The following is a 13,313-nucleotide window of genomic DNA, read 5'->3' as shown; positions in this document are numbered from 1 at the left end:
AATGAAAAGGAAATTTTTACAGTATCCTTTAAAAGTTAGAAGATGCTATGATTTATAATGTTAAAACTGCTGATCTCTATTAATATGGTAATTTAAGTTAGGATATTTTTGTTGCTTTTCATTTAAACCTTATACCTTTTTCTGTGTCAAAGATTTAAATCTAAAGCTGCATACATTGAAAACAACACTACTATTATTTTTGCTACTTATTTCTTCTACATTATTCTCACAAAAATTCACGTTAGAAGGTGTGCTTAAAGATCAAGATTCTATTTTTTTAAATGGAGCAACAGTGTATGTGCAGAGTGCAAAAGATAGTGTTCCGATTGCTTATGGTATTACAAATAAAAATGGTGAATATTCTTTGCGAGTAAATGCTGGAGAGGATTCTAAAGTGATTTTTAACATAGCGTCCTTAGGTTATGAACCATATATAAAAGTTGTTAATGTTCCAGATAACGGGACATTAAATATGGGGTATTTAGTTTTAAATAATGAAATAGAAGAGTTAGATGTTATTACAATTATTGCGAGAGCTCCTCCTGTTTTAATAAAAAAAGATACTGTAGAATATAATGCAGATAGTTTTAAAACCTTACCAAATGACAAAGCCGAAGATTTATTAAAAAAATTACCAGGAGTAGATATCGATATAGATGGTGTTATTACGGTAAATGGAATAGAAGTAACGGCTATAAATGTTGATGGAATGCGATTTTTTGGTGAGCAAAAAGGAGATATCGCGTTAAAAAACCTGCCAAGTAACGTTATAAGTAAAGTACAGGTTACAGATTATAAAACGGATAATCAAAAATTTACAGGAGAAGAATCTGATTCAGGTACAAAAGAAATCAATTTTAAAATTAAAAAAGGGAAAAACAGAGCTACTTTTGGAGATGTTAAACTCGGTTATGGTACAGATGAAAAATATCAGGCAAATGCCAATGTTTTTAAATTAATTGATGGCAAACAATTAGGGATTATTGGTGGTACTAATAATATAAATTTATCTAAAGGGTTTAATTCTTTACCAGATACAGATACTAGTAATGGAGATATTAAGTCTGATTTTGTAGGAGCAAATTATACAAAAGGGAAATGGAATGAAACAAGTGTAAATGGTAATTATAGGTATAGTGCACAGAATAGAGATTTTGATAACATAAGTCATAAAGAAACTTTTTTACCCGATTTAAATTATATTACTGACTCTAAAAGTAATAGCTTTTCAGATTCAGACAGTCATACAGCCGGAGTAGATTTAAAATTTATTCTAAAACCAAAAAGTACTTCTTCCAATAAGAAAGTCCGTTTATCTAATAAAACAGATTTTAAAAGTTCTAGTCAAGAATCTGGTGGAACAGTTAAAAGTGAATCTTATTATGATAATGGCGATTTAGTAAGTGATTATACTTCTAATAGCGAATCTAGCTCTTCTAGCAGTGAATTTAAAAATGAATTTTCAGTAACACCTGTTTTAAATAATAAAGCAGATTATTTAAATGTAAGCTTAGGTACAGATTTTAACAAATCAGATTCCGATAGTCAAAAATATTCTAAAAACGTTTTAGTTAATAGGGGGCAAACGGTTATTCAAGATCAAATTAATACAACAGATAGTAATAGTAGTGATATCAATTTTAATGCCTTTTGGAGTAAGGAATTATTTACAAATTTTAGGTTGATGCCAAGATATAGCGCTACAGTTAATACAAAAAACAGCGAAAAATATATCTATGATTTCGATGAAACATCAGAAGAATATAGTGATTTTAATGAGTTGCTAAGTTCAGAGAGTAAGTACGTTACCACAACATTAAGACCTGCATTAAAATTAAGATATCAATATAAAGAATTTCGTTTTGATATAGAAGGCGCATATACCAATACCTATAGAGATTATAAAGATGAGTTGGTAGCGGAGCGAGATTTTAAGGCCGAATTTGATTATCTAACCTATTCGGGAAGAATACGCTATAGAGATGAAAATGGATATAAAAATATCTCTTTAGAGTATGATCAGAATGTGGATTTACCATCCGTAGGACAATTACAACCGGTGGAAGATGTTAGTAATATTACGCATGTAATTGTTGGTAATCCGCTTTTAAAACCAGGAATAAGTCATAATGCACGTTTTCAATATCAAAATAATTTAGCGTATAATAATATCAACATTTCTGGAAATGTGAGAGCACAATTTGTTCAAGATAAAATTATAAACTCTACCATTACAGATGCAGATTTAAACAGGTACACTACATATAGTAATATAGACGGAGATTATTCATATACCGGAAATGTTGCGGTTTCTAAATCTTACTTTAACAGAAAAACAAATATTAATTTAAATGCCCGTTTTAATGCGAGTTATAAGAACAGTTTATCTCTACAGAATGCTGTAGAGTTTACTGCAAAAACTACTGTCTTAAAACCTTCATTTTCTGTTAGTTATTCTTATGATAGCAAAATTGATATAACTACAGCTTACAGTTATTCTAAAAATAAAAATGTTTATACTACAGATGCATTTAATGATAATAATTATTTTGTTCAGAATGTTGATGTCAATTCTAATGTGTTCTTTTTTAAAAATGCTTTTTTATCTAATAGAGTTTCATATCGCTACAATAGTAGAGTGGGAGATGAGTTTGATGGTGATGCCGTTTTTTGGAATGCAGGTTTAGGAGTCGAGCTTTGGGATAATCAAGCAACACTTTCTTTGGTGGCTTATGATATGCTTGGTAAGAATAATGGGTATAGAAGATCTGTAACAGAAACCTATATTCAAGATGTAGAAAATAAAATTTTAGAACAATATTTTATGCTCAACTTCGTGTATAAGTTTGGTAGTTTTGCTGGCCAGAAAATGAATGTTCAGGGAAAGAATAGAAGCGGTGGAGGCCGTTCTAGAAGAGGTTCTGGAAGGAATTAATGAAATGCTTTAAACAGAACTTTGTTAAAAAAGTAAAAGGCTAATTTTGATGTTTTGTAAAAGATGTTGACTAATAGTTGGCTAAAAATAAACCTCAAAAAATAAAATTAATTTTTTGAGGTTTATGGTAAAGTATTATTTCCTATATTTTTTATCTTTTAAAGATACCAGATTTTACAACTCCACTATATTTTTTTGTATCAGTTTTACTTGTTTTCTTATTAGAAATAGGTTCTAAAATAAATATTTCTCCATCTTCAGTAATTGTTAGAGAGGTAGAAGTTAAATTACTAACTTCTACAATACCATCACTACTTAGGCCTTTATTCCAAGAATATTCAAGAAATGTTTGTGTGCTGTCTGTCCAATTCCATTCAGCTAAACCACCTTCTTCTAAAGGGTTATTATTGGTAACAAAATATGTACCAGCTTTAGAAAATAAAACAGTAAGCTCTTCATCTGTTCCAAGTACATTTTGTCCGTCAATACTTATTAATTGCCAAGTTCTACATAGTAACTCAGTATTTGTAGAGTTTGTTATTTCTTCTTCTCTGTCGGCTTCAATAAAAGTTTCCGTATTTGTATTGTTGTTTAATTTTAGTGTAAAATATATAGCGTTTTCATCCATATTATCTATGGTTAGTGTTCCAAAATCTGAAAGCTCTAAAGTATTATCATCAATAAAAATATAGGTTCCAAAAAAGATGGTTTTAGTTTCAGTAGTAGCGGTGTTTGTTTTTGCGTCAGCAGCATTTTTTGTTATAATATAATTACCGCTATCATTAAATTCGAATGATTTATATTCGGTAGAATTACTAACCTTCCATTTCGCATTAATAGTTGTGTTTACTGGTGTTTCCATAATGTTATTTTCATTACTACTACATCCGGCTATACATGTTATGGCAAAAATTACACATAAGATTTTACTTAACTTCTTCATTTTTTAAGTGTTTTAATTATTTTATTATTCTACAAAATTCAACGTTATTATCAACGCAAATAAAAAACCCTCACAAACACTGGGTTTATAAGGGTATTTTGTGGAGACGCCGAGTATTGTGCCTATTTTGCCTTATTGTACCTTAAACCTTACTGTATATACTGTTTTTACTATGTTTATAAAATAAATATTATTTCTTTTAGGTCAATTTATCTATTAAATGTTACCTTTATTGTCACCTAATTTGACACCCTTTTACAATGACAAGTACATTTAATTTAAAAGATAAAAACAAAGATGGAGCTACTTTAATTTACTTAAAAGCTTATTTTAAGAATGAAGGTAAAAGATTTGTTTATTCTACAGGAGAATCTATTCACCCAAAAGAATGGGATTTTAAAAATAGACAACCAAATGCTTTAACAGGAAGAACACGAAAAGCAGATACACATAGAACTATAAAAAGACAATTAGATAGGTATTCTAATTTGTTTAATCTTATTACAGAATCTTTTAAAAATACAAATCAAGAATTAACGGTAGAAAAAGTTAGAGCTGAGTTTGATAAAGAATTTAAAAGAGTTGCAACAGGTAAAAATAAATTTTACGATGCGTATGATGAATTTGTATCTTTTAAAAAGAAAAATCAAGAATGGTCATTGGCAACAATTAAGAGGTATGACAATATAAAAAACATGTTACAAGATTTTGAGGTCAAAAAAAAATATAAAATTACGTTTGATACTATAAATGAAAAATTTTATACAGAATTTACAGATTTCTGTATGGTGGGTAGAGGTCATATTAATAATACTTTTTCTAGAAACGTAGGCTTGGTTAAAACTTTTCTTTATTGGGCTTTAAAAAACAGATATACATATAAGGCAGACTTTATCAATTTTAAAAAGAAGCCAAAAGTTATTACAAGTCAAATTGCATTAAAAAAAGAAGATTTAGAAAAATTATTAGATACAGAGATGTCTTCTAAGAAGTTAGAGAGGGTTAGAGATGTTTTTGTTTTTGCTTGTGTAACTGGTATGCGGTTTGGAGAATTAAAATTTGTTTCAAAAAATAATATTGACGGAAGAACTTTGTTGTTAAAAGAAGAAAAAAGTTCTGGTAAAAAGAGTAGGTATATACCGTTAAGCAGTATTGCTATTTATGTTTTGAATAAGTACGATTACAATTTACCTTTAATTGAAAATCAGAAATATAACGATTACATAAAAGATGTTTTTAAAGAAGCAGGTTATACACATGATGTTGAAAAAACAACTACAAGAGGAAAAGAAGTAATCAGAATAAATATACCATTTTACAAGAGAATATCGAGCCACACGGCACGTAGGAGCTTCATAACATTAATGAAAAGTAAAGGAAAAAGTGATAAGTTAATTGCAGAAATTACAGGTCACAATGATATGAAGACCCTAAATCAATATTATCAAGTGACTAATGAAGATGTAAAAGATGCTGTAGATGATACTTTTGATTTGAATATACCTGAAAATACTAAATAATATTAAAGTTAAAAAAAATGAATTACGGAAAAGATTTTATAGAATTATATAACAAAGATTTTTCAGCGTTTAAAAAAGAAATCATTGCAAGAATTAAGGAAGACCATGACTCTCCAGAAATGGAAGAAGATTTATACCTTACTTATAAAAATGAAATTCAAGAAAAGATTAATGAAATTCGTAAAAATGATAGTAAAGGTGATAAAACAAGCTCTTTAACAGGTTATTGTTTAGGTTTTATGAATAAAAAATATAAAGCTGATAGAATACAAAACATCGTAAATCTAGATATTTATAATTGCTTTCAAAGTAATAAACAATATACACAGTATAAAGATTTCAATCACTTTCTTGAACTTTATTCTAAATTCCTAGTACTTCATAATTACAGTAGTTTTCTAAATAAGAACTATCAAGATTTCTGCACCCAAATACGTAAAAAAAATATTGATGATTTTTTTAAAATTAAATACATTAAGGATGACTTAAATATTTTAGTTTTAAATAATAAAAAAGAACTTCAAAAAGAATCTAAAGAACTTGTATCAAATCTAATAGAATTAGAGGATAATGAAAAATCAATTTTACTAAGTATTTTATTTTTTTATTTAAATGATAGTTTAAGCGAAGGTATCCCAAAAACTGAAAAGTACAGATTATTAATTTTATGCTCTAGTGTTTTAAAAGAAGAGGATTTTTATAAAATCAAGACAGGATACAAAAGTTTTGATTATTTTAAATTTGGTGTGAATAAAGGTCAGAAGTTTAAAGGAGATAAAAGAATAATGATGGAAAACATTATTGAGAAACTTAAAAAACTAAATGGCTTAAATGAGATAATAAATTTAATAAATATTTTAAAAATGAGAGAATCCTTCTACTCCTAAAGCTATATTTTACGTCATAAATAAAATCCAGTACCTTGATATTTAGTTTTTTAACTTTTTTAAAGTTCTACTTTGCTCTTACTTCATTGCTTTAATATTCTTTCATCTTACTACTTAATCAACAATCTTTGCGGTAATAAAACATAAATATTCAATCCATGGATATTAGTAATTACTGAATATGATGTGTTTTAAATATTAACATTTTAAAATATTCATATTATGAGTAAAATTATTATAACAAGCCACGAAGAGTTGGCTATGATGATTGATTCTGCAATATATAAAAGAATCAATCCTTTACAGGAACTTATAAATAGTAAGTTAAACCCTAAAAAGAAAAATGTAACAGTTAAAGAAGCTGCAAAGATACTTAATGTTTCTGAGCCAACAATTAAGAACTACATTAAGAAAGGTACAATTTCCGCCTCTAAAATTGGTAGGAGAATTGTTATCAATTTAGATAGTTTAGAAAACTCTTTAAAAGAAGTTAAATCTTTAAAATACAGAAGATAGTATGAAAGATTATAACGCACTAAGTAACAAGTTCGTTCAGAACGGACTTGTTATTATCCAAAGGTTATCTACTGAAATATCAAGGTTTAAAATTGATAGAATTACCGATAACTTTTTGCAGAATTTTTTAGGCTATGTATTATCTGAACTTGATAAAGTAAAAATTGCTATTGAAAACAACCCAAGATTTATATGGGTACAAATTCAAGAAGAAATAGATAGACTTTACGCTTTAGACAAAAGTATTACAGGTATAACTGTTCAATTAGATTGGAAACAGGGAGGAAATAGAGCTTTTTATAAATTAGAAATTCATAAAGGAAAATAATTATGGATTACTTAAGAATAGGAACAGATTATTTTAAAATTTGCAATATCCCACTTTTAAGTGGGGATACTGTAAAATCCTTAATAAAATGGTCTAAAGGAGAAATTATTACAGACAATGGAAGAGATTTTTTACAATCGATAAAAAAGTATGATGGTTTTATCACAATTCCAGAACATAATAATTATCAGCAAGAAATTAATTCTTTTTATAATGAGTACGAAAAGGTTGAACATAAACTTCAAAAAGGTAGTTTTAACAAAACCGAAGAATTTTTAAAACATATTTTTGGTGAGCAATATATATTGGGTTTAGATTATTTATCTATTCTTTGGCAATATCCTACTCAAATATTACCAATTTTATGTCTGGTTAGCGACCAAAGAAATACGGGAAAAACCTCTTTTTTAAATTGGATGAAATTATTGTTTCAAGGTAATATGACTATCAATAAAAATGAAGATTTTAGAAGTAGGTTTAATAGCGATTGGTCTTCTAAATTAATAATTGCAATTGATGAAGTATTGCTAGACAGAAGAGAAGACAGTGAACGTATTAAAAACCTTTCTACCGCCAATTCCTATAAAACAGAATCCAAAGGAAAAGACAAAGTGGAATCTAACTTTTTTGGAAAGTTTATTTTATGTTCTAATAATGAAGAAAATTTTATTCAGATTGATGATAAAGAAATTCGATATTGGGTAATTAAGGTGAATCCCTTTAAAACAGAAGATGTAGATATGCTAAAGAAACTACAAAGTGAAATTCCGATGTTTATTTATTTTATAAAGAATAGAAAAATTACATCAGAAAGAAAAACTAGAATGTGGTTTACAAAGCAACAAATTTACACACCCGCTTTAGATAAAGTTGTAAAAGGAAACAAATCGTCTTTAAGTCTAGAAATCAAAGAAATTATTATTGATGATTTTATAGCTTTTGATGTAGCAACACTAAAATATTCCGCAAAAGATTTATTTGAAAAGCTATTAAAAGGAAGTATTGGATCATCAATATTTAAGATTGGCCAGAGTTTAAAATTAGACTACGGTTTAAAATCGATTAATGGAAGTTATAAAAAATACTATCCTTCATATAGTTCAGATAGAAAAACTTTAATTGATTACGAAACTAAAAAAGGAAGATACTACGAGTTTGTAAAAAGTGATTTTATAGAATCTGCGTTGACTGTTGATGAATAAGCAAAAAACTCAACAACACAAAAGGATTAAGATTGCAACAGTAGTTCAACAGACTGTCAACATAAATAAATCTAGTTTTTATTGTTGACAGTATGTTGAATCTTTGTTACCTCTCTACCTCTTTCAACCAAAGGCTTTAGAGTAATTATCAACTTCGCAACAGAAAATTACTTGTTTTCATTTTTTATTGTAAATAATAAATCACAATAACAGAAACAGATTAAAAACATCTACATACTTTACAGTAGACTGCACAAAAAACATGTGTTATAAATAAAATTACATTTTCACCCGATACTTTGACTAAGCAATTATTTTTATTATTAAAAAAGATCAATATTATACATAAAAAGTAGACTATTCTTATTGTATTACAACCAATCACAAACATCAATTGTTTTTTTTAGAGCAATTAATGTATTGAGACCTACAGAAAAAACAATGTGCTACAACTAAAGTTGCATTTTCACCCGATATTATAACAAAACAATTGTTTTTAAAAAAATATTGCAATTATTTATATTTTCATAAAACATCAATTTAATACATAAAAAGAAACCTATTCTTATTGTAATACAATCAATAACAAACATCAATCCTTTTTTTAGCGTAATTTAATGTATTGAGACCTGCACAAAAAACATGTGTTATAAATAAAATTACATTTTCACCCGATACTTTAACAAAGCAATTGTTTTTAAAAAGTATTGCAATTATTTTTATTATTAAAAGAGATCAATATTATACACAAAAAGTAGACTATTCTTATTGTAATACAACCAATCACAAACATCAATTGTTTTTTTTAGAGCAATTAATGTATTGCGACCTAAAGAAAAAACAATGTATTACAACTAAAGTTGCATTTTCACCCGATATTATAACAAAGCAATTGTTTTTAAAAAAGTATTGCAATTATTTTTATTTTCATAAAACATCAATTTAATACATAAAAAGAAACCTATTCTTATTGTAATACAATCAATCACAAACATCAATCCTTTTTTTAGCGTAATTTAATATATTGAGACCTGCACAAAAACAATGTGTTACAACTAAAGTTACATTTTCATCCGATATTATAACAAAGCAATTATTTTTATTACTGTAATACACCCATTTATCAAAACCAACACTTTTATAAAATAGATGTAATACGTTTTAGTTACTATTTAATAAAATGTAATAAACCCATTTCAAAATATCAATCTTTTTTTGCAGCTAATTATTTAACTAAAAAGACAAAGTAATTTATCAAAAAACCTCTGTTTGTATTATATAAATACTACTTTTAAAGTTCAAAAAAATCAACAATATTAAATGTCAGAAGAACAAAAAAAACTACTTGAAAAACAATTATGGGCTATTGCCAACCTATTACGTGGCAAAATGGATGCAGACGATTACAGAAACTACATCTTAGGCTTTATATTCTTTAAATACCTTTCAGAGAAGTTACACTTATACGCTAATAAAATATTAGCACCAGATGGTTTAACCTATGAGCAGTTAGATGAAAATTCAGATAATGGTAAAATATATGTTGAAGCTGTTAAAAAAGCCTGTGTAAAAGAATTAGGGTATTTTTTAAAACCAAGCGAATTATTTACTTCTATTGCTCAAAAAGGAAACAACCTTTCAGAAATTGAAACCAATGATAATGACGAAGCAAAACAATTCTTTATCATTGAAGACTTAGAGCGTATTCTTACCAATATTGAACAAAGTACAATGGGTACAGAATCAGAAGATGATTTTGTAAAACTATTCGAAGATTTAGATTTAACTTCTGGTAAGTTAGGAAGAACCGTAAAAGCACAAAATGAAACGATTGCAAAAATCATAACACATTTAGATGAAATTGATTTTAGATTAGAAGATAATGACAGCGATTTATTAGGTGATGCATACGAGTTTCTAATCGGGCAGTTTGCTGCAAGTGCAGGAAAAAAAGCAGGGGAATTTTACACACCTCAAGAAGTATCTACCATATTAGCAAAAATTGTAACCACTCGTAAAAAGCGTTTAAAATCGGTATATGACCCAACGTGTGGTAGTGGCTCGTTGCTATTACGTGTAGCTAAAGAAGTAGATGATGTCGGTATGTTTTACGGTCAAGAATTAAATCGTACAACGTATAACTTAGCACGTATGAATATGATACTACACGATATAAATTATCGTGAGTTTGATATTAAACAAGAAGATACCTTAGAAGAACCACAACATATGGCTATCGACTTAAAAGCCGAAGCTATTGTCGCAAACCCACCATTTTCTGCAAAGTGGAGTGCAAAAGGTATTTTTAGTACAGATGATAGATTTAGTCAGTATGGTAAATTAGCACCTAAAACAAAAGCCGATTTTGCATTTGTACAACATATGATTCATCATTTAGATGAAAGTGGAATAATGGCAACCGTATTACCGCACGGTGTATTATTTAGAGGGAGTTCAGAAGCTCATATTAGACGTTATTTAATTGAAGATAGAAATTATATAGATGCTGTAATTGGTTTGCCTGCAAACATCTTTTTTGGTACAGGTATTCCAACGTGTATTTTAGTAATAAAAAAATGTAGAGAGGTAAACGAAGATGTATTGTTTATTGATGCTTCTAATCATTTTGAAAAACAAGGCAAAGACAATAAGCTACTACCAGAGCATATTAACCAAATTGTAGAAACCTATACCAATAGAACGGTAACAGATAAATACAGCCACAGAGCTACATTACAAGAAATTGCAGATAATGACTACAACCTAAACATACCACGTTATGTAGATACCTTTGAAGAAGAAGAGTCTATTGATATTAATGCTGTTGCAGATGAAATAATAGCATTAGATATAGAAATAGCTGAAACCGATAAGCGTATTGCTTCCTATTGTAAGGAGTTAAATATTAAAACACCTTTTTAATATGGAAAAGCAATTAAGTTCTATTGAGCGTAGTCGAAATATACCACAATTGAGGTTTCCTGAATTTGAGGGTGAATGGTTTTCTAAAAAACTAGGGGATATATCTATTTTGACATCGAGTAAAAGAGTTTATCTTGAAGATTATGTAAGTGAAGGTATCCCATTTTTTAGAGGAAAGGAAATAACTGAATTAAAAAACAAAGAAAAACCAACGGATATCCTTTACATATCAAAAGAGAGGTATAATGATTTTAAGGAAAAATATGGTGTACCTAAAAAGGGGGACATTTTGGTTACTGCTGTTGGCACATTAGGTAATGTATGGATGATAGAAAATAGTTCACCATTTTATTTTAAAGATGGTAATTTAATATGGCTTAAAAATATAAAAGAAGATAGCAGTTTTTTAGAAAAATTAATTCAATTAAATACTAAAGAACTAATTAAAACTTCAATAGGTTCAACTCAAAAAGCATTAACAATGGTTGAATTAAGGAAGATAAATTTAAAATTCCCCCAGCTTCAAGAACAACAAAAAATAGCATCATTCCTTACAGATGTAGATGATAAAATTACCAAACTAACCAAAAAGAAAGAACTTTTAGAGCAATACAAAAAAGGCATAATGCAAAAAATCTTTAATCAAGAGTTACGATTTAAAGATGATGAAGGTAATGACTTTCCTGAGTGGGAAGAGAAGAAGTTAGGCGAGATTACCAAATACTATGATGGCACACATCAAACGCCTAATTACGTTTCAGAGGGTATTCCTTTTTATAGTGTGGAACACGTTACAGCTAATCAATTTGAAAAGACAAAATATATCTCTAGAGAGGTTTTTGAGAAAGAGAACAAAAGAGTGAGATTAGAGAAAGGCGATATATTAATGACCCGTATAGGGAATGTTGGAAAAGCTAGGTATATTGATTGGGATGTAAAGGCTTCATTTTATGTGAGTTTAGCCTTAATTAAACAAAACTCTTCTTTTTCTAGTAAATATTTAGCTCAATATATTAATTCAGTTCCATTTCAGCGTGAACTTTGGAAAAGGATTATACACGTTGCATTTCCTATAAAAATAAATTTAGGGGAAATAGGAAAATGTTTAGTGCAATTACCGTGTGTTGAAGAACAAACCAAAATAGCCAATTTCTTATCAGATATAGATATTAAAATAGAGGTTTTAAATACCAAAATAGAAAATAGTAAAAGCTTTAAAAAAGGGTTATTACAAAAGATGTTTGTGTAACCCTTTTGTTAATTTATCAGTATTAATAAAAATATGAAAAATAAAAAAATTGTAGATTATATTGTTGTTAATGGAGGTATTCCAGAAGAGAATTTGTTAGTAAGAATTAAAAATAAAATTTCTGAAATTAATAAGGAAAAGTATAATAATACACGTGAAATAAATCACAAAACAGAGATTTTAAAAAATCATAATGAATTACTTAAAGAATTAAATAAATTCGAGATAGGTAAAGAATATAAGTCCATAGATTATAATGAAAAAGCAGAATGGGAAAATAAATTTAGTGATAAATCTAAAATTAAAATAGCGAACCCTCTTTATTTTAATGATAAAGTAGAAAAATCTTTTGTTTTAGGTGAACGCACTTATGATTTTGCTCAAGAAGCTGCATTTAAAATTTTCAAAAAATCAACAACAAATATTAAAGAAAAAATTTCTAATTTAGAATACGCTTTAGGTACGAAGACAAGGGAAATTAAAGAACTTGATGAAGAGTTAAAGAAATATGAGAGCGACCTAAATCCAACAACAAATAGTATCGTAAAAGAAATCTTTGAAAAACAAGTTTTAGAGCTTGTAAAAATGGGGTATGAACCTTTAGGAGGTGTAAGTGTTAGTCGTGATATTTCATATCAAGCAATGGTTAAATACGAAGCATAATTATGACTACACTGCCAGAAAAAGAAGAACAAACCAAAATAGCCAATTTCTTATCAGATATAGATGTAAAAATAGAAGGCTTAAATACCAAAATAGAAAATAGTAAAACCTTAAAAAAAGGGTTATTACAACAAATGTTTGTTTAAAT

The 13,313-nt window shown here is 27.9% G+C and carries 11 protein-coding genes; 10 read left to right on the top strand and 1 reads right to left on the bottom strand.

Annotated elements, in window-relative coordinates:
* Positions 1–175: 175 nt before the first annotated feature.
* Positions 176–2,935: an outer membrane beta-barrel protein gene (locus H0I28_RS09225; RefSeq protein WP_218758905.1), complete on the top strand. Its 2,760-nt coding sequence runs from the start codon at positions 176–178 to the stop codon at positions 2,933–2,935.
* Between the two features lie 151 nt (positions 2,936–3,086).
* Here H0I28_RS09225 and H0I28_RS09220 read toward each other — a convergent pair whose 3' ends face one another.
* Complete coding sequence (locus tag H0I28_RS09220; RefSeq protein WP_218754243.1) at positions 3,087–3,878, bottom strand: hypothetical protein; 792 nt, start codon at positions 3,876–3,878, stop codon at positions 3,087–3,089.
* A gap of 260 nt (positions 3,879–4,138) precedes the next feature.
* Between H0I28_RS09220 and H0I28_RS09215 the strand changes: the two genes are divergently transcribed.
* The 9 genes from H0I28_RS09215 to H0I28_RS09175 all read left to right on the top strand — a co-directional run bounded on the left by H0I28_RS09215 (position 4,139) and on the right by H0I28_RS09175 (position 13,311).
* Positions 4,139–5,398: a tyrosine-type recombinase/integrase gene (locus tag H0I28_RS09215; RefSeq protein ID WP_218758904.1), complete on the top strand. Its 1,260-nt coding sequence runs from the start codon at positions 4,139–4,141 to the stop codon at positions 5,396–5,398.
* A gap of 17 nt (positions 5,399–5,415) precedes the next feature.
* Complete coding sequence (locus tag H0I28_RS09210; RefSeq protein WP_218758903.1) at positions 5,416–6,285, top strand: hypothetical protein; 870 nt, start codon at positions 5,416–5,418, stop codon at positions 6,283–6,285.
* A 222-nt stretch (positions 6,286–6,507) separates the two neighbouring features.
* Positions 6,508–6,801, top strand: a complete 294-nt coding sequence (locus H0I28_RS09205; protein ID WP_218758902.1) for a helix-turn-helix domain-containing protein — start codon at positions 6,508–6,510, stop codon at positions 6,799–6,801.
* Position 6,802: 1 nt separating this feature from the next.
* Entirely contained in the window at positions 6,803–7,129 is a 327-nt protein-coding gene (locus tag H0I28_RS09200; RefSeq protein WP_218758901.1) for a hypothetical protein, read from the top strand.
* A gap of 2 nt (positions 7,130–7,131) precedes the next feature.
* On the top strand, positions 7,132–8,331 hold the full coding sequence (locus tag H0I28_RS09195) for a primase-helicase family protein (protein WP_254712757.1): 1,200 nt from the start codon (positions 7,132–7,134) through the stop codon (positions 8,329–8,331).
* Positions 8,332–9,651: 1,320 nt separating this feature from the next.
* Positions 9,652–11,253, top strand: coding sequence for a type I restriction-modification system subunit M (locus H0I28_RS09190; RefSeq protein WP_218758900.1), 1,602 nt, complete (start codon positions 9,652–9,654; stop codon positions 11,251–11,253).
* A 1-nt stretch (position 11,254) separates the two neighbouring features.
* Complete coding sequence (locus H0I28_RS09185) at positions 11,255–12,502, top strand: restriction endonuclease subunit S (RefSeq protein ID WP_218758899.1); 1,248 nt, start codon at positions 11,255–11,257, stop codon at positions 12,500–12,502.
* Between the two features lie 33 nt (positions 12,503–12,535).
* The gene (locus tag H0I28_RS09180; protein ID WP_218761528.1) at positions 12,536–13,165 is read left to right on the top strand and encodes a hypothetical protein; all 630 of its coding nucleotides are present in this window, start codon (positions 12,536–12,538) and stop codon (positions 13,163–13,165) included.
* A gap of 2 nt (positions 13,166–13,167) precedes the next feature.
* Positions 13,168–13,311 carry a hypothetical protein gene (locus H0I28_RS09175; RefSeq protein ID WP_218761526.1) on the top strand — a complete coding sequence of 48 codons (144 nt, stop codon included), beginning with the start codon at positions 13,168–13,170 and terminating at the stop codon, positions 13,309–13,311.
* Positions 13,312–13,313 lie beyond the last annotated feature (2 nt).

This window comes from Polaribacter sp. AHE13PA (assembly GCF_019278505.1).
Taxonomy (GTDB): domain Bacteria; phylum Bacteroidota; class Bacteroidia; order Flavobacteriales; family Flavobacteriaceae; genus Polaribacter.
Note: the sequence above shows the minus strand (reverse complement) of the source record. Positions and strands in the feature narration are given on the sequence as shown.

Bases quoted from the DNA above. Each gene is read 5' to 3' on its own strand.
- H0I28_RS09220 (WP_218754243.1), bottom strand. From the start codon at position 3,878: ATGAAGAAGTTAAGTAAAATCTTATGTGTAATTTTTGCCATAACATGT.
- H0I28_RS09215 (WP_218758904.1), top strand. From the start codon at position 4,139: ATGACAAGTACATTTAATTTAAAAGATAAAAACAAAGATGGAGCTACT.
- H0I28_RS09210 (WP_218758903.1), top strand. From the start codon at position 5,416: ATGAATTACGGAAAAGATTTTATAGAATTATATAACAAAGATTTTTCA.
- H0I28_RS09205 (WP_218758902.1), top strand. From the start codon at position 6,508: ATGAGTAAAATTATTATAACAAGCCACGAAGAGTTGGCTATGATGATT.
- H0I28_RS09200 (WP_218758901.1), top strand. From the start codon at position 6,803: ATGAAAGATTATAACGCACTAAGTAACAAGTTCGTTCAGAACGGACTT.
- H0I28_RS09195 (WP_254712757.1), top strand. From the start codon at position 7,132: ATGGATTACTTAAGAATAGGAACAGATTATTTTAAAATTTGCAATATC.
- H0I28_RS09190 (WP_218758900.1), top strand. From the start codon at position 9,652: ATGTCAGAAGAACAAAAAAAACTACTTGAAAAACAATTATGGGCTATT.
- H0I28_RS09185 (WP_218758899.1), top strand. From the start codon at position 11,255: ATGGAAAAGCAATTAAGTTCTATTGAGCGTAGTCGAAATATACCACAA.
- H0I28_RS09180 (WP_218761528.1), top strand. From the start codon at position 12,536: ATGAAAAATAAAAAAATTGTAGATTATATTGTTGTTAATGGAGGTATT.
- H0I28_RS09175 (WP_218761526.1), top strand. From the start codon at position 13,168: ATGACTACACTGCCAGAAAAAGAAGAACAAACCAAAATAGCCAATTTC.